We start from the raw sequence: 21,630 nt of genomic DNA, 5'->3' as shown, positions 1-21,630 counted from the left end.
TTTAGCAGTAGTCCCGATAACGATTATTTATCGGGCTTATTGAACGGGGTAATAATATCATGACAGCAATGAGGGACTGGTACAGGGGCTCTTGCCCCGGGTATATACATCCCTCTGGGGTAATATTTGCTTTTCAGGGTAACCACAACCTATTTTGGGTCCAGGTCAATACAAGGGCATCGCAATCTTCAGCTGCTTCTGTAAGCCAGAATTGCAGCGACTTAACAGTTTCGATCTTCGCTACTGGCCTGACATTGCCGGGATCATTCGCTCACTGGGGATGGAAGAGGTGGAGGTAACATTCAGGGATGAAGCGACAGAGGCAATTATCAACGCCCGCAGACCTTCACAGACGGATTTCTTCAGAGCGTTATTCGATAACATCAGTAACCAAAAAACCGGGGATTACTACGCCTTGTCACGGAGTTTTAAACTCTCCGATACAGCACTGGCGACGATTTGTAATATCACCCGTGATTTGCCACCCGATGAACTCGTTGACGCCGCTTATGTCAAGCGTACCCGCCATCGTCTAACGGGAAGACTGTTTTTTCGCAGCCTTCGGGTCACCCGGCATTAGAACCGATTTCTGAGAGGCGATTACCCTTTACGCAATCATTCTGCCAGCCACGATATTTTACTGAAGCCAGCCGTCTCTGAGGGATCGACTGGCGGACTCGCTGAAGGCAATAAGTTTTTTTTAACAGCACCGGTAATGGTTATGAACGATAACCCACCGGAGTCCATTTTAATGAGTTACACATACGACCCTTACTGGCAGCAACGCATCGCTGATACCTTCAGTTGCGCTCTTAACGCTTACACCCGCTTACTGGCCCTGCGTGTTGACCTCCGTCTGCCGGATACGCCAGCGGCCACCGATGCTGCTGTTATCTCCCGCTTCACCGATTCCCTGAAAGCCCGGATTGATGCCCTTCAGACGCGTCAACGTCGCGAGGGCAAACGCGTCTGGCCGACCACGCTGCGTTTTATCTGGGCGCGGGAGTTTGGTGAAATCAAAGGGAAGAAGCATTACCACGCGGTGCTGTTGCTGAACCGCGATACGTGGTGCGGACCGGGAGATTACAAAGACCCGGATTCGCTTGCAGGTATGATTAAACAAGCGTGGTGCAGCGCCCTGAAGGTGGATGCACAGGCGCATGCCGTTCTGGCTCGTTTCCCGGCGAGTCCAGTCTCATGGTTGACACGTGGCGATGGTGCTCAACTGCAACAGGCCCTGTCGCAGGCGGCCTATTTAGCCAAGCTGGAGACCAAAATCACCGGTGACGGTGAGCGTAACTTCGGTTGCAGCCGTGGCTGAGCCAGACATATCTCGATTCATCAGGCCTGATTGTGCGGGCCGGGTAATTTTTTACAACGTTCCCCTATCCTCTGAGGAGAACCGGTAACCCCATGATTCAACCACCACCGGACGTCTCCCGATAGCCATATCCTCAGAGGGAGAAAAATACCATGACCACGTTGAATACGAATATTAATGCCAGCCCTGACACACTGCTTTCAGCTCAGGACCCGCTTATCGACATGACCTTTATCACCACGTTTACCGGGATGACCGACAAATGGTTTTACAAACTGATTGGCGACGGGTTGTTTCCGAAACCCATCAAGCTGGGGCGCAGCTCCCGCTGGCGCAGAAGCGAGGTGGAAGCCTGGATGCAGCAGCGTATTGCTGATTCCCGTGGCGTCTGAGCAGGGAGGATATCTGAATGGAAAAACGACGCCGCACTCAGCCACAGGCCATCCCGGTTCGCTGGACGTGTCCCCGTTGCCGGCGACAGTACTGTGGCGCCAGACCCTGTCCCGTTTGTTTCAGACCCACCGACGCACCTGCACAACCGTAACCTTTCTGTATTCCGGTGCCGACCACCAACCGTACCGACCCGCTAACGCATAACTGAACCGCCATTCACCCTGCCACGCTGCCCGTACCGGGACGGCTGACGCCTGCGTGTCGTCTGGCGGTAAGGAGAGTACCACTATGTATGCAAAATCGTTTATGGCTCTGGACGGCAACGGCCGTCTCACGGGAGCCATAACCGCGCAGACCGCGCCGTATGACCGCTACAGCTGCCATCTGTGTGCCAGTGCCCTGCAGTACCATCCTGAATACGACACCGAACGTCCGTGGTTTGAACATCATGCAGCAAAGCTTTCGGAGAACGGTCGACAGCACTGCCCGTATGTAAAGCCCGGGGTGAGGGAGACCCGCCATATCCGGCAACTGCAGTCTTATGTACCGGAAGCCCGTCCCCTGGTTTTCTACGCAGACTGGCACTGTCACGGCTGCGGCAGTGATTACCACGGTGAGCGCTACTGCCTCACCTGCCGGACGGGCGAGCACAGTGATGTGCGTGCTGATACCAACCGGATAGAGGAAGTGACGGCATGCGCATGCTGAAATGTTATCTGGCCAATGACCGCGAAGGCCACTTCGCGACAGCCGGGGAGGCCGTGAGTGCGCCGGGGCAGATATGGAGCTGCGCGTCCTGCGGCTGTCGACTGGTGCTCCATGCGGGGACATACGGGGAGCCGCCGTGGTTTGAACATGACCAGCAGAGCGTGGCCCGGCATGTGCTGATGGCCTGCGCCCACCTTGACCCGGAAGTGAAAACCGAAGCCCGGCACCGAAAGCTGCGCAGTCTCATCAACGGGCTGGAAGCGACGGTAATGGTGCTCTCCTGGTACTGCGTGTGGTGCGGCGACCATTACCAGGGCGTGAAGCACTGTCCCCGGTGTCTGACTGGTATCTACAGCATCGAAGAAGCGCACTGGCAGAGAAACTACTGCTGCAGTACCAGATAGTTCCCCGTCTTTATGAACCAGATACCGCCGTAGAGGCGGTGTCCTCCCTGATTTAACCTAAAGAGAGTCTGCATTATGAATCATTCTTACATACGGGCGTCTGATGCTGTCAGCGCGGATGCCGTCAGCACGCGTGCATTTCTGCAACAGGCCGTTGACCATTACCCGCGACTGGCGGCATTCAGCTTTACGCTGGCGCTACCGTATCGTGAAGCCATGAGCGAATACCGGTCATTGATTCTGCGTTTTCACTCTGAAGTCTGGCAGCGCACCGGCGAATATTCGCGCCAGCGTCAGCAGGCACGACATCGTTCACTCCCGACGCTGTTACGCTGGATATGGGAGACGGCCAGCGCACCGGAGTGCAAAATGGTGCTGCTGCTCAATCTCGATACGCTGGGTACAGGGCGAAACCTGCAACTGACCGACAGTGCGCCTCCGGGGCTTAACGCCATCATCGCCGACGCATGGCAAAAGGTGACCGGTACCGCCTGCACTGACGGTGTAACGAGTATGACGCAGATCATTATTAACCGCGTCGCTCAGGGAGTCTTCGCAACACCCTTTAACCAGCTTACCGTGCATGTTAAGGCCATGTCAGAGCCAATAGCAACGGCCAGAACGGGGATGATTTGTCCGTGAAAGTAATAGCTTCTCTAATTAATGGGGGAGTTATCCAGGTCTTCCCCGGTGTCTGCAGCGCCGATATAATCCCTGAATGAAAAAAGCTCACGATACCTTACCCCCGGAACAAACCGTCACAGCACTTGCGCATTTCGCCTGGTGCGCCCTTGTCGCCTTACGTACCGCTCAGCAGGATGGTCAGGCATTGTCGCCACTCAGCACGCATGCATTTATACTGCGCTGGTTAACGGTGGCGTATAAGCAAAAACGGTTTCCACGTGCAATCGCATCTGATATTGAGGGATTGCTGACGCTGGGGCGTAACAAAGGCCTTGCCGCCAGCTTATTCAGTCGTCTGGAATATCTGTGGTCTTCGTGCACCGGACCGGTGTCAGCGCAGTCGGATTTGTATCGGCTGACGTACGCAATTGAACAGCTTAAATCGCGGGGCTGGGTCAATGCAGCGGTGAGTGACAGGGACTGGGACAATGAAACGCTTCTGGCCCTGGAATACAGCGATGCGAATGCACTGCTGGTAAGGAAGTCGGCACTGACCTGCGGATTTTCGGATGGAGGGAAACTCGTTGCGCCGGTTGAGTTTCTTGTGAATGGCGACTTGTCAGCCTGTATGGCTGTTTTTGCGGCTCATACACTGTCGGCTGTCATGCTGGAGTCGAATCGGATCGTGTTACAACCTTGAGCAGTAAAACAACCGTTCTCAACCCGCAGCAAAGCTCATCACTGTCCACGTCTGTCTTTCTGTAAACCGAACGGGTGTTGTTCCTGGTCGCGCTAATGCACCGGCGGCTGAGATATTCATATCGCTGGTACAGGTATGAGATATGCGTAAAGTCCGGGCGTTGCAATTCCTTTAATCTGAAAAAAAATAAATAAGCCCGGTTTACGTGAATAATAAGAAATGATGGAAACCTGAAACTGTCGCCAGTTTTTCACATGCTCAGTCACGTCCAGCTTCTCAATTTCTGATAAAAGTACAAAATCAGATATTTCACGTGACTGGTGATATTTTGTACAAATATACACCCTAAGCCAAATTGATCATTTTCTGTACATCCTTATCCCGCGGGGCCTGAAGGGTTATGGTGTAAAATTTTTATAAATCAGAAAGATGATATTTTTTTTGTTAAAAGCCAGGAATGTAAATCTTTGTTACATTTTTTCATTTTCGATCTGGCAGGGAACGTTCCCAAACTCCAGCCATTGGGCCTTATCCGAAATTTTTCATTTCAGACAAATACCCAGAAAATACAGTGTCGACATGCTGGTGGATGGAATGCGCCCGCTTTTTTTGGTTCCGGGATTTTTATTTACGTCGGATGACGCGAACCGGAAAGTTGTTCTGGCTGGGTAATTTTTTCTTATTTATTTTTCACTGGCATTGACCGTTTCTATCACTCCATAGAACAGGGACAGCCATGTCTAATTCTTCCTTTCAGTCCGAAATCCCTAAAGCGCGTATTAATTTAAAACTTGATTTGCATACCGGTGGTGCGAGCAAGAAAACGGAGCTCCCCCTGAAATTGCTCGTGGCGGGCGACTTCAGTAATGGTCAGGAGTCTGCCCCTTGTCTGAGCGCAAAAAAGTTGATTTGAATAAAAATAATTGTGATTCTGTCATTTCTGAATATTCCCCAAAAGTCAATCTTACCGTTAAAAACACGCTTGCTGATGATGGCAGTGAAGACAACATCAGTCTGACCTTCCGGAGCATGAAGGACTACCAGCGTCGGTGAGACATCCGCGTCATACAACTCTTTGAACGCAGCCACTATCTCACGGGTGGTCATCCCTTTGGCGTACAGTGACAGGATTTGGTTATCCATCCCGGTGATCCGGGTCTGGTTTTTCTTCACCAGTTGGGGCTCGAAGGAGCCGTCACGATCGCACGGCGTACGCAGTTCCAGCGGGCCATCGCCGGTGGTAACGGTTTTTGTGAAATAGCCGTTGCGGGAGTTGGCACCCGGTTTAGACTGATGTTTACCGTAGCCGAGGTGATGGAGCATTTCGGCGTTGAGGCGGCGCTCAACGTTGATTTTTTTCAGCAGGCGATCGAACTGGTTGAGATCGTCAGGGGTTTTGAGATTTTTGGTCAGTTCGTTAGCCAGAGCCTACAACTGTTTTTCGTCCATAAAGTAACCTGCTTTTGATGTTGAATTGAACATATCAAAATCAGGCAATTACACAAACTTGTGTACAGGCTCCATACAGCTAACCCGGCCCGTCACATCGTAATGTCAACCCGTAATGCATAACATCATGCAGCGTTCCATTAATGAGTCGGGAATCATATTCAACCTTCTTGAATCGCCACGGGTAATCTAGACACTTCCGAGCCGTTGATGGACTGACCCCACCCCGGTAGACGATCCTGCCCTATAGTAACGAGCGCATGGCAGACATGTCCCCGTTCTGGATGCTAAATGTTCTGAACAGCGCCGAACTGGTACTGGGGCAGTATCAGCGCCTGCAGCACAGCCCGCCAAGTACTGTGGTTCCGACCTTAATGGGGGCCGCCAGCTGTCAGTAAAGGTCAGTGTCTGACCCCGGAGACACGCGGACAGCCAAGCACCTACCAATCATCTGCTGGTCCCGCGCTAGCAAATCAGCCAGTTGCGTAAAGAAATGCGGCATGTTGTGCCGCTGGTTCTGAATGGTCAGGTTGGCAGCGCGATGACGAATGACATGCTGCCGCAGGCGGCTATCCCGGGAGAAGGGGGAAGGTCTGGCGTGAGTCTTCAGCGGTGAGCTCAATTGCTGCATGGGTCACTACCTTCGCCATATCTTGAGCATACTACCGGAGTAGTCCAGCAACAAAGTGGCCGAACTACTTCCATGGAACGTGGTTCTTCCCGATAAATAATCGTCAATACGGCGCTCGTTTAACGCTTACACATTAAATATTAATTAAGCCTGATTGGATGTTTTTCATTTTTTTTAATTGGTGTGCTTGACCTTCCAGTAACATCAACCTTTAGCCTTGTAAGAAATTGCTACAGCGCCGTTTTCGGATGGGCCGGGGCTGCCTGTGGCGTATGAAAGGATCACTGTTATGAAAATGAAAATTGGGGTTCTGATTGTGTCGGCCGCAATCATCGCCACTGCCGGGATTGCGTTTGCCCGGGATAGTGGCGGCAACGATGAGCCGGCCGCAGCGGCCGCACCTATGGCTCCCCAGGTTCCCGTAGCCGAAGTGCTCTCGCGTCAGATAGTCCCTTCGGCAGAGTTTACCGGTTCATTGGCGGCCCCAAAAACCGTAGAGCTACGCCCACGCGTTGGCGGTACCATCGACGCTGTCAGCGTACCTGAAGGCAGCATGGTGCGTCAGGGGCAGCTGCTGTTCCAAATTGATCCTCGTCCATTCCAGGTGGCTCTTGACAGCGCGCAAGCACGACTCAAGCAGGCAGAAGCGCTGGCTATCCAGGCCAATCGCGATTTTGAACGAGTTGGTCGGCTGGTGAACAATGGCGCGGTATCCCGGAAAGATTACGATGACGCCGCTTCTACACGTCATGCTCGTCAGGCTGAGGTGCAGGCTGCAAAGGCCGAGGTTGCGGCGGCGAAACTGGACTTGTCTTATTCGCGCGTGGTGGCACCGATTACCGGCCGCGTGGATCGCATGCTGGTGACTGAGGGAAATCTGGTCAGCGGCGGTGGTACGGGATCTGCGACGCTATTGACAACGATTGTTTCCGTCAATCCGCTATACGCTTACTTTGATATTGACGAAGCGACGTTCCTTAATTCAGTCAGCAAGGCACGTCCTGACGCAGTTAACAAGGTGGAAGAGCGTTTACCCGTGCATGTTGGGCTGGCGACAGAAAAAGGTTTCCCGCATCAGGGAACGCTCGATTTTGTCGGGAATCAGATCGATCGTAGTACCGGTACTGTCAGGGTACGTGCCGTAATCCCTAACGACGATGGGAAACTGACGCCAGGTGCCTTTGCCCGCGTGCAGCTGGCCACCGGTGCGGCACATCAGGCGATTCTGATTGACGATCAGGCGATAGGGAGCGATCAGGGACGCAACTATGTCCTGGTGGTGGGTGCGGATAATAAGGCGCAGTATCGCCCGATTGAGCTGGGCGCGGTGGTTGATGGTTTGCGCGTGGTCAAGAGTGGCCTGAAAGCCGGTGAGAACATTATTATCAAGGGGCTGGTGCGTCCCGGTATGGCGGTGACGCCGCGTTTGACCCCGATGCAGGCTTCTGGCGCGTCGGTTAGCGAGGGGGAAAAAGCCGGCTCCGTTGAAGGGGGAGGCCAATAATGAAATTCCCACACTTCTTCATCCAGCGGCCTATTTTCGCGATTGTGTTATCGGTGTTTATGCTGATAGCTGGCGCTCTGGCTTTCTTTCAGCTTCCGCTGAGTGAATACCCATCGGTAACACCGCCTACCGTGCAGGTTTCGGCAAGCTACCCTGGTGCTAACCCTAAGGTGATTGCTGACACCGTTGCTGCTCCACTGGAACAGGCAATCAACGGGGTGGAAGGCATGTTGTACATGAGTTCCCAGATGTCTGCCGACGGTCGAATGGTCTTGACGATTTCATTCCGGCAGGGAACCGACCCCGATATTGCGCAGATTCAGGTGCAGAACCGGGTTTCTCGGGCCTTGCCGCGCTTGCCGACTGAGGTGCAGCAGATCGGTGTCGTGACGGAGAAAACGTCACCGGATATCCTCATGGTTGTGCATATATTTGCACAGGGCGATCGCTACGATCCGCTTTATGTTTCCAACTATGCCATGTTGAACGTGCGTGATGAGCTATCACGCTTGCCAGGTATTGCCAGCGTCACGCTTGGGGGCGAGGGTGAATACGCGATGCGCGTCTGGCTGGATCCGACCAAAGTCGCTTCCCGCGGTTTGACGGCCAGTGATGTGACCGCAGCAATTCGTGAGCAGAATGTCCAGGTCGCGGCCGGTTCTGTCGGTCAACAGCCGAACAGCTCCTCAGCCTTCGAAGTCAGTATCAATGCCCAGGGGCGTCTGACCACCGTTGAGCAGTTTGGCGATATCGTGATCAAAGCTGGCGCTGACGGGCAGGTTACCCGCCTGCGCGATGTTGCGCGTCTGGAATTGGGATCGGACAACTATTCCCTGCGCAGCCTGCTGGACGATAAAAATGCCGTGGGTATGCACATCGTTATGACGCCAGGCGCCAATGCGCTGGACGTCTCTGCCTCGGTTCGGGCGACGATGGCGAGGCTGCAGGCCAACTTCCCGGAAGGTATCGAATACCGTATCGCTTATGACCCGACAGTGTTTGTCAGCGCCTCGTTGAAATCAGTGGCAATGACGTTGCTGGAGGCGACGGTGTTGGTGGTACTGGTGGTGATGCTGTTCCTGCAAACCTGGCGGGCTTCGATCATCCCTCTGGTCGCGGTACCTATTTCGTTGGTCGGTACTTTCGCCCTCATGTATTTGTTCGGCTTTTCGCTCAACACGCTGTCGTTGTTTGGTCTGGTGTTATCGATTGGTATCGTTGTCGATGATGCCATTGTGGTGGTTGAAAACGTCGAACGGCATATTGCACAGGGCCGTTCTCCGAAAGAAGCGGCAAGAAGGGCCATGGACGAGGTGACTGGCCCTATTTTAGCCATTACTTCCGTTTTGGCTGCTGTGTTTATTCCTTCTGCGTTCCTGTCAGGATTGCAGGGGGAGTTCTATCGCCAGTTCGCGCTGACCATCGCCATTTCGACGATCTTGTCTGCGATCAACTCGTTGACGTTGTCGCCGGCGCTGGCATCGGTTCTGCTTAGACCCCATCAGGATATGGCGCAGGCCGACAGGTTGACGCGCATCATGGATCGCGTATTCGGTGGTTTCTTCCGTCGCTTTAACGCTTTCTTCGATAGATTGTCGAACAACTACGTTGGCGCAGTCCGCCGGGCCGTACGCGGCAGTATCATCGTGCTGGTGCTGTATGCCGGTTTCCTGGGCCTGACACTGTTGGGGTTCCAGCAGGTTCCTAACGGTTTTGTGCCCGCTCAGGACAAATACTATCTGGTTGGGATTGCTCAATTGCCTTCCGGCGCCTCGTTGGATCGCACGGAAGCCGTAGTGAAAGAGATGTCCCGAATTGCGCTGGCGGAACCTGGAGTGGAAAGCGTCGTGGCGTTTCCTGGGTTGTCGGTAAACGGCCCTAACATGCCTAACTCCGCATTGATGTTTACCATGCTGAAACCCTTCAGTGAACGTAAGGATCCTTCGCTGTCTGCCGAGGCTATTGCCGGTAGCCTGATGGGGAAATTTAGCCAGATACCTGACGGTTTTGTCGGGATCTTCCCGCCACCACCGGTACCGGGGCTGGGCAGCATGGGAGGATTTAAACTCCAGATCGAAGACCGGGCAGGGCTTGGCTTTGAAGAGCTGACCCGTGTTCAAGGGATGGTTATGGCGAAGGCCATGCAGGCTCCTGAACTGGCAGGGATGATGGCCAGTTTCCAGACCAACGCACCTCAGTTGCAGGTTGATATCGACCGCGTCAAAGCCAAGTCTCAGGGCGTCGCACTGACCGATATCTTTGATACGTTGCAGGTGAATCTGGGGTCGCTGTATGTAAATGACTTTAACCGCTTCGGTCGTACGTATCGGGTGATCACTCAGGCGGATGCGCAATTCCGTATGCAGCCTGAAGATATCGGGTTGCTTAAAGTGCGTAATGCCGCGGGTGACATGATCCCACTGGGAACGCTGGTGAACATTACCCGTACCTCTGGACCAGACCGTGTTATGCGTTACAACGGTTATCCGTCGGCGGATATTACCGGTGGCGCAGCGCCTGGCTACTCCTCCGGACAGGCAACGGCAGCTATTGAGAAGATCGTTAGTGAAACGCTGCCTGAGGGAATGACATACGAATGGACCGATCTGACTTACCAGGAGAAGCAGACTGGCAACTCGGCGCTGTATATCTTCCCGTTGGCGGTGTTCCTGGCGTTCCTGATCCTGGCCGCACAATACAACAGCTGGTCGCTGCCGTTTGCGGTGCTGTTAATTGCCCCAATGGCATTACTTTCCGCGATCGCCGGGGTTTGGCTATCGAATGGAGATAACAACATCTTCACGCAGATTGGTTTTGTGGTGCTGGTGGGACTGGCGGCGAAAAACGCAATCCTGATCGTCGAGTTCGCTCGCGCCAGAGAGAGTGAAGGCGTCGATCCTCTGGCTGCTGTGCTGGAGGCCGCTCGCCTGCGTCTGCGCCCGATACTGATGACCTCGTTGGCATTTATTGCGGGGGTTGTGCCTTTGGTGATCGCGAGCGGTGCCGGTGCGGAAATGCGTCATGCCATGGGGATTGCCGTGTTTGCCGGGATGCTGGGGGTGACGCTGTTCGGACTCTTGTTGACGCCAGTGTTCTATGTCGTGGTCCGTAAGCTGGTTATTCGCCGGGAAATCAAGCAGGCACAGCGGGCAATCAGTGATTCACGGCCATGACGGGCGGAGAGAGAATAATGAAAGCAGAGTATGAAATGAACCATCGTATTAATAAACTCTCGGTGCTGGCGATGGCGCTGGTATTGGCCGGTTGTACTATGGCGCCGGACTACGAACGGCCTTCTGCACCAACGAGCTCAAGCTATCCTTCGGGAGCGGCTTATGCTCAGGGAACAGTTTCAGCGGCTCAGACTGCCGTGGCTGATATCGGTTGGCGCGATTTCTATCGTGATCCGTTGTTGCAACAATTACTTGAGGTCGCGTTGGCAAACAACCGCGATCTGCGCAAGTCGGTGCTGGATGTTGAGGCCGCGCGGGCTCAGTACCGGATCCGTCGTGCCGATATGTTGCCAACACTGAATGTGGATGCGGGCGCTACCGTGCAGCGTCTGCCCGCAGATGTCAGCCCGAGTGGTACAACGCAGATAACGCGGAGTTATGACGTTAATGGTGCGGTGTCAGCCTGGGAGCTGGATTTGTGGGGACGGGTTCGTAGCCTCAGCGATCGGGCGCTGGCAACGTACCTGGCGTTGGATGAAACACGGATTGCGGCAAGGCTGAGCCTGCTCGCTGAGGTGACAAACGCTTATCTGACGTTGCGTGCGGATCAGGAGTTGCTGCAACTGGCTCACGATACGCTGAGCACGCAAAAGAGGACTTACGCATTGACCCAGGCGCTGTTTGATGCGGGTAATGCAACGCAAATTGATTTGCGGCGCGCAGAGATTGCGTTGCGTACTGCGGAAGTCAGTCAGGCTGCTTATACGAGGGTGGCGGCGCAGGATCGCAATGCACTGGTTTTGCTTTTAGGGCAGCCATTGACGGCCGAACTCTCGGCCAGCCTGGATAAGGCGAATACCTTGCCCGATGACATCATCCCTTCCGCGTTGCCGGCGGGCTTGCCGGCAGAATTGCTGGTGCGTCGTCCGGATGTCCGTGCGGCAGAGCAGCAACTGCGTGCGGCCAATGCCAATATCGGGGCCGCTCGCGCGGCATTTTTCCCGGCAATCAGTTTGACAGGATCGGCTGGTACGGCCAGTTCGAGTCTGGACGGGTTGTTCGAGCCGGGGTCAGCGGCCTGGAGTTTTGTTCCGCAAATCTCGTTGCCTATTTTCCGGGGAGGCGCTCTGCGCGCCAATCTGGACCTAGCCCAGGTACAAAAGCGCATCGAAATTGCGAATTACGAGAAGGCGATTCAGGTTGCCTTCCGCGAAGTGGCTGATGGCCTGGCGGGCAGACAAACCCTGGACGATCAATTCCGTTCAGAACAATTGTTGGTGCAGGCCAGCCAGGCTAACTATGAATTGGCCTCACAGCGCTTCCGGGCCGGTATTGACGATAATCTGGCGGAGCTTGACGCGCAACGAGCGCTGTTCAGTGCACAGCAAACTCTGGTTCAGACCCGACTGGCGCGAATGAGCAATTTGGTCAATTTGTATAAAGCGCTGGGGGGCGGATGGACAGAAAGCTCTCCGGCTAAGCCATAACTCTCCGGGCAGGTTAACGCCACTGTCTGGCGATAAGGTCGGCAATACGTGGGTGGAGGGATAAAACCGCCCGCGTATTGCATTGTCGTAGGGATAAGGGGTTACGGCGCGGCAACCACTTCTTTTACTGCGAGGACTGCTACGTCTTCGTCTTGTTGCCCGACAGCCGGCAGAAAGCACAACTGAACGGTTTACTTGAAATACTTTGGGGCAGTATATATCCCCACCTCAGGTGAAACGCTTAGTCAGAGAATATAAGCACGAAAATTTTTGGCGATAGGGCTTGACCTTACAACGGTGGCAAGTTCTATCATTGAAGTTACTACAACTAAATAGGATATATATATGCAATTACATCTAGAAAATATGACATGCGGCGGATGTGCCCGGACAGTGACTAAAGTGATTCAAAATATTGATCCTGAGGCAAGTATCATAACTGATCCACCGACTCGTAAGATCGAAGTGAAAACTTCTTTATCTACTGAACAAGTTGCTAATGCTTTACGTGAGGCAGGTTTTCCTCCGAGAGAGTAGTTAACTAAAAATGGTTACCTCCCCGCTGTGGTAACCATTTTTTATCATGTATCCTTACGGTTAGAAGTATTTCTGTTATTATTATGCACCATGGTGGGGTGTTTAGATGTCTTGAGTTGTAGTTTTGATTTAATATGTCTATTACTTAACTCACTAATTTTTTCTCTATGTTAAATGTATTGTGTTCAATATTTATGTGTGATTTACTAAATCATCGGTTTTTTCTTTTAAGGCCTCATTAATGTATCATGTGACGTCAAGTATTTGTGGAGGGAGTATTTGGTTTTTTTTAAATATATTAAGAACAGGGTGGTATGCCAAATTTATCATCATAAAAAGTAAGAAGAGCGAAGTATACGTAAACCAAACGCTGTAAGTTTAAGCATGCCATTTTTGTTCCATGCACTTCTTGATAGCTCCGGGTTTTCAGTCATCAGCCGATACCTCTTCCTGTATCAGGTTATTCAGAGATTCATGAGGCCGCTCGTTATTGTATTACCTCAGCCAGCATAATGTAATTCTCCCGTACCTCATTCTGAGTTCTAAATAGATTAAAATCCAGTATTTATGTCCGATAGCGGCGGTTAAACAGTTCTGCTTTGCATTAGTAACCCGCGTCCCCGGTAGGCGTTGATACGATATGCTTCCCGCAGAGAATGCACCGACTGGTATTTCTGTGCCGGCCTTAGAACTTTTGCTTCAGCATCTCCTGAAGCATCTCCTTGTCCACACTCAGGCCAGCCACCTGTTTCTTCAGTAGCTGATTTTCATCCTCCTGCTACCGCATGTGATTCAGTTCTGAATGAGAAATATCGCCTTATTCCTTACGGTATGTAATGGGATTGTCAGGGCATCGTACAATAGCGTGTTCGACAGCGTGATGAACTACTATCCAGAAGAGCTTGACCGTACGTTCGAGATAATTCTCGATAGCGTGGAGGCTCATATAAAGGTCTATGTGTCGGTCAAGAATCTTGATGCCAGTATGGCGGTAGAAGTACTCAATGAAGTAATATCAGCAAATATTATTGCTATCTAAAAATCAAAGAGACTGATATGTTAGTCTTAAAATAATAGTCAGTTAGAGACTCAACGGACGGAACAAACTAGCTGGCAGTTCGTACTATGCCCATACTATTATGGAATGACGATATTCAATTTATGTCAAATTTTTCAAGTATTCATTCGTCAATTCTGGTTAAGCTGGGATTCGGCCCATCTGACATGTGATGTCGTAGTTTTCCTGATATTTTCGTGGTCATTGTTTATGGGGGGGAGAAGAACCTCGGCGCAAAAGACTGTCGGTGCGGTCTTATTTAAGGTGCTAGGGTTTTCTTTCGCTATACATGATTTTATACTAGCGAGAATATAGATAAAGGATTTGGGAATGTAATGAATTTTAATGCTGTCCTCATATGCTATTATCCTGCGCTTATAATCCACTCCACTGAAAGTGTAATAGTACATGCTCCTGCTCGTAATCTTCCGGTGATATATCACTCAGGGCTTGAAGCCATTTCCAAGCCAGTAGATGACTCGCAAAACATCATCTGATATCAACATTCAAATATATGTTTCTGATAGTCCACTTTTCGGAGACTCTGCCAGTTCCTGGCGTGTCAGAATGTCCAGTTGATACCAGCAAAACCGCTGATATTGTCTCGCGCTGACACAACAGGACTGTCACTGGTTTTATCCGCAAGCCAGGCATATGAAGCGCCCAGTAGGGTGCCCCAGTGTTCATTAAACTGATGCTGCCAGCTCAGGGTAGTCTGCGTAGCATAAAATCCTGCGCTACGGTTGTATTCCCGGAAACCGGTTGTGCGGCTCTGGGCAGCATTAACGCCGTACCAGGTGTTAATGTACCGGGCGTCACCAAAAAGTGCCGCGCCCTGCAGGGCAACCGTATCTGTGTCGTTCTGCCAGGGCACGAGCGTCAGCGAGGCCTGGTACTGTACCCCCTGTGAATCCGTCAGCGGCAGAGTTGCACGGATTTCCGGGGTAAACCAGCTGTTCACCTGCCAGCCAACAGCAACCTGCGTGTTCAGTGCACCACGGATGTTTCCCATTCCTTTCAGTTTGTCAGAACCATCGCGCCACGATGAATTTTGATCGGCACGGCCAAAACTGTATCCGAACGCATTTTCAAAATAGAGGCCATTATCCGTCTGCAGGTCATAACCGATACCTTTTGTTGAGTCGAAGAAAAACGCGCCTTTACGGACCTGCAGGGAAGGCATCACTGTCCAGTGCTGCTTATCCGCGCCACTGTAGCGGGGGGCGTTTTCTCCCATTATCCCCACCGTCACTCCATCCTGATTGCCGCTGTCGGCAATAGCGGACCCGCAGGTCGCTGCCAGCAGGATCACTGTACACCCTGTTACAGACGAATACGTTGCCATCATATATCCCTCGTTTTATGTTTATGCATTACGGTAAGCTGTGACCCGCCCGGCCACCCGCAGTGGATTATGACGATGCTTTATCAAGACTCAGCGTGGAAACCATCAAGAAACCATCAAGGCAGAATGAATGAACACAAAACGTATTCTGATTATCGAGGACGACCGGGATGCGGCGAATGTGCTCGAAGCCTATCTTCGCCGTGAAAACTTCGGGGTCATACTGGCCCATGATGGAAAAGCAGGACTTGAAGCCGCCCTTACCCAGCATCCTGCACTTATTCTGCTTGATATCATGCTGCCGGGTATGACCGGAACAGAAATACTCAGCCGGCTGCGCCGCGAATCCGATGTTCCCGTGATAATGGTCACCGCAATGGGCGAGGCCCCGGACCGTATCGGGGCCTTACGCTTCGGTGCGGATGATTATGTCGTCAAACCTTATCATCCGGGTGAGGTCGTGGCCCGGGTGCAGGCGGTGTTACGGCGTGGGGCGGCAGCGCATGCTAGCGCTGAAAATTATCGCCGGGTGGGGGCCGTTGAACTCAACCGGGACACCATGTCAGTCGCTGTTATTCACGATGAAAACCGGGTGCACCTTGAGCTGACCCCCACCGAGTTTTCACTGCTGGACATGATGATGACCCGCCCCCGGAGCGTCTGTTCCCGTCAGACGCTGCTTGAACACTGCCTGCCGGAAAGTGATGCGCTGGAGAGGGTGGTTGATACACACATCTATAACCTACGCCGCAAACTGGAAAAAGCGGGGGTCAGCGGTGTGCTGACCAGCGTGAGAGGGATCGGTTACCGGTATCTGCAGCCATGAAAAAAAGAGAGTCCCGTTCATTATGGCGCTGGATTTGCGTCAGGGTGTTGTCGCTGGCGGCCGGCAGTGTCGTGCTTATCGCCCTGTGCATGTGGCTGCGTTTTGCCCTGCTGGATGCCTGGGTACAGCATCGGATGCCGGAGGCGGTACGACAGGAATTTCTGCATCTGCGGGAAAATCCCGATCTTAATCGCATCCGTTACCATGAAATTATTGATGACTGGTACGGACTGCAGTTCTCAGATCCGTCCATTGCGTCAACAGACTGGCTGACGCTGGGAGGGCTGGTCCTGTTTGTGACACCGCTGATAATTATGCTCGGTTTGCTGGCCGCCCGGCCTCTCGCCCGGCAGTTCGGTCTGCTGACGCGAGCCTCCGCAGCGATAGCGCAGGGGCGTTTTACCACTCGCTCAAAAATGGATGCAAGTGCGCCCTCTGAATTGATGTTGTTTACGCAGAACTTCAATACCATGGCCGAAAGACTTGAACGTTATGACCGGGAATTACGGGCATCTCATGTTGCAGCCGCGCATGAACTGCGCTCTCCACTGACGGCCGCGGTGGGCCGTCTACAGGGAATGATGGACGGCGTATTCCCGGCTGATAAAGCGCAGATGAATATGGTGATGAACCAGCTCCTGAGCCTCAGCCGTCTGATTGATGATTTGCACCTGCTCTCACTGGCTGATGCAGGGCAGCTTACGCTGAATAAACAACGCTTCTCACCCGCCGGATTACTGCAGGAAAAGATTGCCTGGCTACGGCCACAGGCTACCGCCGGGCATTTCGGTTACGACACGGATATCCCTCCGGGAGAATGTTGTGCGGACCCGCTGCGAATCGGACAGGTCTTTACCATTTTAATGGAGAACGCACTGCGTTACGCGACGGAAGGCGGGAAGCAAACGATACAGGGTTCCGTTCAGTCAGGCTACTGGACGTTCTCCTTCCGGGATTACGGCGCGGGCGTCGAACCGGATTTTCTGCCGGTGATGTTTGACCGGTTTACCCGTTCTGATGTTTCCCGTTCCCGTCATTCAGGAGGCAGTGGACTGGGTCTGTCGATTGCCAGAGCCATTTGTGAGTCTCACGGCGGAACGCTGACCGCCAGTATCCCGCAAGAGGGGAACGGACTCCTGTTTCGGGTGAAACTGCCCGTATGAGTTTTCTTTTTCACTTTTCTTGACCAAATCTTGATGGTTCGTCGAACGTATCTGGACACACCTGCGGTTTACTCATGGCAGCATTTTTTCCGGAGGCTGCCATGCCATCATATTCATTCATCCCCCTGATAGCGTCTTTGCTTTTCTGGCGACGGGGCTCAGCCCTGGTTTTCGCCCTCGCCCTGCAACTGACCGGCTGTGATAATGAGCCGGTATCCCGCCATGTCCCACCAAGACCGGTGATGACCACGGAGGTATCTGCCGGCAATCATGGCGGACAGACGCTGATGACCGGTGAAATATTGCCCCATGAAGAGACGATTATCGGCTTCCGTACCGATGGCCGGATGGTGAAACGACTCACGGATGTGGGGCAGTCAGTGGTTGCCGGGCAGGTACTGGCTGAACTGGATGATACCGATTTGCGTAATCAGTACCGCAGTGCTCAGGCGGCAGTACAGGAAGCCGAGGCAAGCGCCAGGCTTGCTGAGATAAACCTGCGACGCATGACGCTGCTTGCCCCGCAGGGTGCGGTTGCCCGGGTTCAGCTTGACGAGGCCCGCACAAACCGCGACACGGCAACAGCAAAACTGCAGAGCGCTCAGGCCGACCTGAGCAGTGCAGCGGACCGTCTGGGGTATGCGCGACTGCTCTCACCGGTTACCGGGGTGGTCACCACCGTCAGCGCCGGTCCGGGACAGGTAGTGACCACCGGACAGGAAATCCTGCGGGTGGCGCAGTCAGGGGCCCGTGATGCGGTCTTCAGCGTACCGGGGGCTCTGGCTGACACCCTGAAACAGCAGCAGACACTCACCCTGCGTATGGCGGATAACCCGTCGGTGTCGGTAACCGGAACGCTGCGTGACATCAGCCCGCAGGCCGACACACAGACCCGGACCTGGCGGGTACGCTATGACCTTGAGAATGCACCCGCGGTAATGGCTATGGGGGCGACGGTCACCGGGTCATTACCCCTGGGCGGCAGTGAAGTGTTTCAGGTACCGGCATCTGCCCTGACGAGGAAAGAACAGAAACCGGCAGTGTTCGTGGTGGACACCGGCAAAAATCGCCTGCGCCTGACACCCGTTGACATTGCGGCCTATATGACCGATTCGGTGCTCATCCGCAAAGGGCTGACAGCCGGTGAACAGGTGGTCACTGCCGGGGTCAGTCAGTTACGTGACGGGGAAAACGTGCTGACGGAGAACCAAAAATGAAAAATGTTATGCACGCTTCCGGCGGTTTTAATCTTTCTGCCTGGGCACTGGCCCACCGACAACTGGTGGCTTTTCTGATGCTGATGGTCACGGTGACAGGCGTCATGAGCTTTCTAAATCTGCCGCGCAGCGAAGATCCGGCGTTTACCATTAAGACCGCCGTGGTGTCGGCACAGTGGCCGGGCGCAACGGTAAAAGATACCGTCAGTTTCGTCACCGACACGCTGGAGAAGAAGCTCCAGGAAATCCCACATCTGGATTATATCGAGAGTTACACGCGTCCGGGCTCGTCGGTGATTTTTGTGAACCTGCGTGATGACACACCGCCGTCAGAGGTTGCGGGTATCTGGTATAGCGTGCGGAAAAAGATGGACGACATCCGGGCATCCCTGCCGGACGGCACCACCACCCCGGCCGTGGATGATGAATTCGATGATACATACGGCACAATTTATGGCTTCACGTCGGACGGCTTCACTCCCCGGCAGTTACGCGATACCGTCGATGATATCCGGACATCTCTGCTGGCTGTTCCGGGAACAGGGAAAGTTACGCTGCTGGGTGACAGCGAACAACAGGTGGTGATTGCTTTTGATCCACTGAAACTGTCGGGAATGGGACTCGATCTTCAGCAGGTGACGGCGGCTCTGCAGGCACAGAATGCCGTCACGCCCGCCGGACGTATCCGGACATCACAGGAAAATATGTCGGTGGAAGTCAGTGGCGCCTTCACATCCGTGGACAGCCTGCGGCAAATTGTGCTGCATACCGGAAACCGTTTTATCCCACTCACCGATTTGGCCACGGTCACACTGCAGCAGGCAGATCCGCCCTCACCGGAGTTTAGGGTTAACGGTAAACCAGCACTCGGGCTGGCGATTTCGATGGCTCGCGGTGGAAATATTGTTGATTTTGGTCGGGCGCTGAACGCGACGATGGACAGGATCCGCACGCATCTTCCTTACGGGATCAGTGTGGAGAAGGTGGCAGACCAGTCGGCCGTAGTCAGTGACGCGGTGGGAGGATTCGTCCAGGTGCTGGTTGAGGCCGTTATTATTGTGCTGGCCGTTTCTTTTGTTTCGCTGGGCAGCCGGGCAGGTCTGGTGGTCGCCGTGGCCATTCCGCTGGTGCTGGCCATGACATTTACCGGGATGGAACTGGCCGGAATAGGGCTACAGCGAATCTCCCTCGGTGCCCTGATCATTGCACTGGGACTGCTGGTTGATGATGCCATGATCACCGTAGAAGCCATGGTGTCGCGGCTTGAGGCTGGCGATGCCCTGAGTGTGGCCGCCACGCAGGTATTTCGTACCACCGCGTTCCCGATGCTGACGGGGACACTGGTGATGATTGCCGGATTTATACCGGTGGGATTTGCGGCATCGAGCGCAGGAGAATACTGCTACTCCCTGTTTGTGGTGGTACTGACAGCGCTGCTGAGCTCATGGCTGGTTGCGGTTCTTTTCTCGCCGCTTACCGGCGTCTGGTTACTGCCGGAACAGCATTCACATCAGTCACATAAGCACAGTTTCTTTCACCGTCATTATACCCGCCTGCTCGACCGGGTGATGCAGCACCGGCGCAAGACACTCGGTTGTGCCCTGGCGATACTGATATTGTCCGGGGGCGGAGCCCTGCTGATGCAGGGTGAGTTTTTCCCAGCGTCCGATCGCCCGGAGCTGCTGGTGAGCCTGACTCTGCCGCAGAATGTCAGCCAGGCACAGACGCACCGCGACGTCCTGAAGTTTGAAGCGAAGTTGCGCGATAATCCTGATATTGACCATTACTCAAGCTACATCGGTTCCGGCGCTGTGCGTTTTTATCTGCCGATGGATGTTCTGCTGCAGAAAGAGAACATTGCCCAGCTGGTCGTAGTGGCGAAAAATGAAGCGGCGAGAAACCGGCTGCAGAAACAGCTTGAGCAGATCCTGTCGAAAGATTTCAGTACGCTCACAACCCGGGTATCCACACTGGAGCTGGGCCCTCCGGTGGGCTGGCCGGTCAGATACCGGGTATCCGGGCCGGATAATACCCGTGTACGTGAACTGGCCACGCAACTGGCAGGGATGATTGCCCGCAATCCCGATACCCGGGGTGTCAATCTGACGTCCGGTGAACCGGAGCGGGTCATCCGTCTGCGGGTGGATCAGACGCAGGCGCGTGCCACCGGCATGACGTCTCAGTCACTGGCAGGAACGCTTGCCACGCTGTTTTCCGGAACCACCGTGACCACCCTGCGCGACCGTAACCGCCAGATTGATGTGGTGCTGCGGGGAAATGAAGCCTCACGACAAAACCCGGCGTTACTGAATGCTCTGATGCTGACATCATCGACCGGGAATAAAGTTCCCCTGGGACAGGTCGCCACGCCAGAATGGACGCTGGATGATCCGGTTATCTGGCGTCGGCAGCGGTTGCCGTTTATCACGGTTCAGTCGGATACCGCGCCCGGCGTTCGTGCAGAGACCGTGTCATCGGCACTCTCTCCGGTGGTTGCCGGTTTCCGGGAGAGTCTCCCGCCGGGTTACAGTGTGGAGGAAGGTGGAGTGGTTGTGGAATCGGAGAAAGGAAACAGCTCAGTGTATGCGGTATTGCCTGTCACGCTGATGGTGATGCTGTTACTGCTGATGATTCAGTTACAACGCTTTTCGTCGATGCTGCTGGCCCTGCTGATGGCACCGTTTGGTTTGCCTGGGATAGTTGTGGCTATGCTGCCTTTTGGCATACCGATGGGGTTTGTGGCGCTGCTGGGGATCATTGCACTGGCCGGGATGATCATCCGTAATGCCGTCATTCTTATTAGCGAAGTGGATGTGGGGATGAAAAATGGTTTCACTGCGGATGAGGCGATCAAAGTCGCCGCGCTGCACCGTTCACGCCCCATCATGCTGACCGCTTCGGCGGCCATTCTCGGGATGCTGCCGATTGCCCGGGATGTTTTCTGGGGACCGATGGCATTTGCCATTATTGGTGGGCTGCTTTCAGCCACACTGGCAACGCTGACACTACTGCCGGCAGCAATAAGTCTAATCTTTCACTGGAAACCGTATCCCTGACGAGTCCTGCCGTATCATCGCCTAGTGCTTCGACT

General features: G+C 53.8%; 18 protein-coding genes and 3 pseudogenes. 18 read left to right on the top strand and 3 right to left on the bottom strand.

Annotation, left to right across the window (positions count from 1 at the left end; all coding sequences use genetic code 11):
* Positions 1-211 precede the first annotated feature (211 nt).
* The 3 genes from OGX67_RS06665 (at position 212) to OGX67_RS06655 (ending at position 1,713) form a co-directional block, all read left to right on the top strand.
* Positions 212-580 (top strand): hypothetical protein, encoded by a 369-nt coding sequence (locus OGX67_RS06665; protein WP_009652475.1) that lies wholly within the window; start codon positions 212-214, stop codon positions 578-580.
* A gap of 171 nt (positions 581-751) precedes the next feature.
* Positions 752-1,321, top strand: coding sequence for an inovirus Gp2 family protein (locus tag OGX67_RS06660; RefSeq protein ID WP_016154452.1), 570 nt, complete (start codon positions 752-754; stop codon positions 1,319-1,321).
* Between the two features lie 152 nt (positions 1,322-1,473).
* Positions 1,474-1,713, top strand: coding sequence for a helix-turn-helix transcriptional regulator (locus tag OGX67_RS06655; protein ID WP_009652493.1), 240 nt, complete (start codon positions 1,474-1,476; stop codon positions 1,711-1,713).
* 37 nt (positions 1,714-1,750) lie between these two features.
* Here OGX67_RS06655 and OGX67_RS06650 read toward each other — a convergent pair whose 3' ends face one another.
* Positions 1,751-1,930, bottom strand: coding sequence for a hypothetical protein (locus tag OGX67_RS06650; RefSeq protein ID WP_131334065.1), 180 nt, complete (start codon positions 1,928-1,930; stop codon positions 1,751-1,753).
* A gap of 72 nt (positions 1,931-2,002) precedes the next feature.
* Between OGX67_RS06650 and OGX67_RS06645 the strand changes: the two genes are divergently transcribed.
* The 5 genes and pseudogenes from OGX67_RS06645 to tssB all read left to right on the top strand — a co-directional run.
* Positions 2,003-2,422 (top strand): putative zinc ribbon protein, encoded by a 420-nt coding sequence (locus tag OGX67_RS06645; RefSeq protein ID WP_016154451.1) that lies wholly within the window; start codon positions 2,003-2,005, stop codon positions 2,420-2,422.
* Entirely contained in the window at positions 2,410-2,826 is a 417-nt protein-coding gene (locus OGX67_RS06640) for a putative zinc ribbon protein (RefSeq protein ID WP_009652429.1), read from the top strand. Before OGX67_RS06645 ends, OGX67_RS06640 begins: the two co-directional genes overlap by 13 nt.
* 75 nt (positions 2,827-2,901) lie before the next feature.
* Positions 2,902-3,468, top strand: a complete 567-nt coding sequence (locus tag OGX67_RS06635; RefSeq protein ID WP_009652434.1) for a UCP030791 family putative phage-derived protein — start codon at positions 2,902-2,904, stop codon at positions 3,466-3,468.
* Positions 3,469-3,544: 76 nt separating this feature from the next.
* On the top strand, positions 3,545-4,150 hold the full coding sequence (locus tag OGX67_RS06630; RefSeq protein ID WP_009652485.1) for a DUF2913 family protein: 606 nt from the start codon (positions 3,545-3,547) through the stop codon (positions 4,148-4,150).
* 736 nt (positions 4,151-4,886) lie between these two features.
* A pseudogene (gene tssB / locus OGX67_RS06625) lies at positions 4,887-5,191 on the top strand (type VI secretion system contractile sheath small subunit); the annotation flags it as partial.
* Here tssB and OGX67_RS06620 read toward each other — a convergent pair.
* Positions 5,189-5,575, bottom strand: a pseudogene (locus OGX67_RS06620) (transposase); the annotation flags it as partial. The pseudogenes tssB and OGX67_RS06620 overlap by 3 nt on opposite strands.
* Before the next feature lie 272 nt (positions 5,576-5,847).
* Here OGX67_RS06620 and OGX67_RS06615 point away from each other — a divergent pair.
* The 6 genes and pseudogenes from OGX67_RS06615 to OGX67_RS06590 form a co-directional block, all read left to right on the top strand.
* Positions 5,848-5,973 (top strand): annotated as a pseudogene (locus tag OGX67_RS06615) (hypothetical protein); the annotation flags it as partial.
* Positions 5,974-6,092: 119 nt separating this feature from the next.
* A complete protein-coding gene (locus tag OGX67_RS26945; protein WP_369700765.1) occupies positions 6,093-6,215 on the top strand; it encodes a hypothetical protein in 123 nt (40 codons plus the stop codon).
* A 304-nt stretch (positions 6,216-6,519) separates the two neighbouring features.
* Positions 6,520-7,734, top strand: coding sequence for an efflux RND transporter periplasmic adaptor subunit (locus OGX67_RS06605; RefSeq protein ID WP_009652401.1), 1,215 nt, complete (start codon positions 6,520-6,522; stop codon positions 7,732-7,734).
* Positions 7,734-10,907 (top strand): efflux RND transporter permease subunit, encoded by a 3,174-nt coding sequence (locus OGX67_RS06600; protein WP_009652455.1) that lies wholly within the window; start codon positions 7,734-7,736, stop codon positions 10,905-10,907. Before OGX67_RS06605 ends, OGX67_RS06600 begins: the two co-directional genes overlap by 1 nt.
* A gap of 17 nt (positions 10,908-10,924) precedes the next feature.
* On the top strand, positions 10,925-12,394 hold the full coding sequence (locus tag OGX67_RS06595; protein ID WP_009652383.1) for an efflux transporter outer membrane subunit: 1,470 nt from the start codon (positions 10,925-10,927) through the stop codon (positions 12,392-12,394).
* Between the two features lie 345 nt (positions 12,395-12,739).
* On the top strand, positions 12,740-12,931 hold the full coding sequence (locus OGX67_RS06590) for a heavy-metal-associated domain-containing protein (RefSeq protein ID WP_016154448.1): 192 nt from the start codon (positions 12,740-12,742) through the stop codon (positions 12,929-12,931).
* Positions 12,932-14,550: 1,619 nt separating this feature from the next.
* Here OGX67_RS06590 and OGX67_RS06585 read toward each other — a convergent pair.
* Positions 14,551-15,336, bottom strand: a complete 786-nt coding sequence (locus tag OGX67_RS06585) for a MipA/OmpV family protein (protein ID WP_016154445.1) — start codon at positions 15,334-15,336, stop codon at positions 14,551-14,553.
* Positions 15,337-15,463: 127 nt separating this feature from the next.
* On the opposite strand from OGX67_RS06585, the gene OGX67_RS06580 reads away from it, so the two are divergent.
* The 4 genes from OGX67_RS06580 to OGX67_RS06565 all read left to right on the top strand — a co-directional run bounded on the left by OGX67_RS06580 (position 15,464) and on the right by OGX67_RS06565 (position 21,595).
* Complete coding sequence (locus OGX67_RS06580) at positions 15,464-16,159, top strand: response regulator (RefSeq protein WP_032950081.1); 696 nt, start codon at positions 15,464-15,466, stop codon at positions 16,157-16,159.
* Positions 16,156-17,322: a sensor histidine kinase gene (locus OGX67_RS06575; protein ID WP_009652412.1), complete on the top strand. Its 1,167-nt coding sequence runs from the start codon at positions 16,156-16,158 to the stop codon at positions 17,320-17,322. Before OGX67_RS06580 ends, OGX67_RS06575 begins: the two co-directional genes overlap by 4 nt.
* A gap of 101 nt (positions 17,323-17,423) precedes the next feature.
* Complete coding sequence (locus OGX67_RS06570) at positions 17,424-18,539, top strand: efflux RND transporter periplasmic adaptor subunit (RefSeq protein ID WP_009652501.1); 1,116 nt, start codon at positions 17,424-17,426, stop codon at positions 18,537-18,539.
* Entirely contained in the window at positions 18,536-21,595 is a 3,060-nt protein-coding gene (locus OGX67_RS06565; RefSeq protein ID WP_016154444.1) for an efflux RND transporter permease subunit, read from the top strand. The genes OGX67_RS06570 and OGX67_RS06565 overlap by 4 nt, the downstream gene beginning before the upstream one ends.
* Positions 21,596-21,630: the final 35 nt, after the last annotated feature.

Origin of the sequence: Citrobacter sp. Cf118 (assembly GCF_030334095.1) — a bacterium.
Lineage (GTDB): Bacteria > Pseudomonadota > Gammaproteobacteria > Enterobacterales > Enterobacteriaceae > Citrobacter > Citrobacter freundii.
Note: the sequence above shows the minus strand (reverse complement) of the source record. Positions and strands in the feature narration are given on the sequence as shown.

What these genes read in the sequence shown, in the direction of transcription:
- OGX67_RS06660 (WP_016154452.1), top strand. Translation starts at nt 752, where the DNA reads ATGAGTTACACATACGACCCTTACTGGCAGCAACGCATCGCTGATACC.
- OGX67_RS06655 (WP_009652493.1), top strand. Translation starts at nt 1,474, where the DNA reads ATGACCACGTTGAATACGAATATTAATGCCAGCCCTGACACACTGCTT.
- OGX67_RS06650 (WP_131334065.1), bottom strand. Translation starts at nt 1,930, where the DNA reads ATGGCGGTTCAGTTATGCGTTAGCGGGTCGGTACGGTTGGTGGTCGGC.
- OGX67_RS06645 (WP_016154451.1), top strand. Translation starts at nt 2,003, where the DNA reads ATGTATGCAAAATCGTTTATGGCTCTGGACGGCAACGGCCGTCTCACG.
- OGX67_RS06640 (WP_009652429.1), top strand. Translation starts at nt 2,410, where the DNA reads ATGCGCATGCTGAAATGTTATCTGGCCAATGACCGCGAAGGCCACTTC.
- OGX67_RS06635 (WP_009652434.1), top strand. Translation starts at nt 2,902, where the DNA reads ATGAATCATTCTTACATACGGGCGTCTGATGCTGTCAGCGCGGATGCC.
- OGX67_RS06630 (WP_009652485.1), top strand. Translation starts at nt 3,545, where the DNA reads ATGAAAAAAGCTCACGATACCTTACCCCCGGAACAAACCGTCACAGCA.
- OGX67_RS26945 (WP_369700765.1), top strand. Translation starts at nt 6,093, where the DNA reads ATGCGGCATGTTGTGCCGCTGGTTCTGAATGGTCAGGTTGGCAGCGCG.
- OGX67_RS06605 (WP_009652401.1), top strand. Translation starts at nt 6,520, where the DNA reads ATGAAAATGAAAATTGGGGTTCTGATTGTGTCGGCCGCAATCATCGCC.
- OGX67_RS06600 (WP_009652455.1), top strand. Translation starts at nt 7,734, where the DNA reads ATGAAATTCCCACACTTCTTCATCCAGCGGCCTATTTTCGCGATTGTG.
- OGX67_RS06595 (WP_009652383.1), top strand. Translation starts at nt 10,925, where the DNA reads ATGAAAGCAGAGTATGAAATGAACCATCGTATTAATAAACTCTCGGTG.
- OGX67_RS06590 (WP_016154448.1), top strand. Translation starts at nt 12,740, where the DNA reads ATGCAATTACATCTAGAAAATATGACATGCGGCGGATGTGCCCGGACA.
- OGX67_RS06585 (WP_016154445.1), bottom strand. Translation starts at nt 15,336, where the DNA reads ATGATGGCAACGTATTCGTCTGTAACAGGGTGTACAGTGATCCTGCTG.
- OGX67_RS06580 (WP_032950081.1), top strand. Translation starts at nt 15,464, where the DNA reads ATGAACACAAAACGTATTCTGATTATCGAGGACGACCGGGATGCGGCG.
- OGX67_RS06575 (WP_009652412.1), top strand. Translation starts at nt 16,156, where the DNA reads ATGAAAAAAAGAGAGTCCCGTTCATTATGGCGCTGGATTTGCGTCAGG.
- OGX67_RS06570 (WP_009652501.1), top strand. Translation starts at nt 17,424, where the DNA reads ATGCCATCATATTCATTCATCCCCCTGATAGCGTCTTTGCTTTTCTGG.
- OGX67_RS06565 (WP_016154444.1), top strand. Translation starts at nt 18,536, where the DNA reads ATGAAAAATGTTATGCACGCTTCCGGCGGTTTTAATCTTTCTGCCTGG.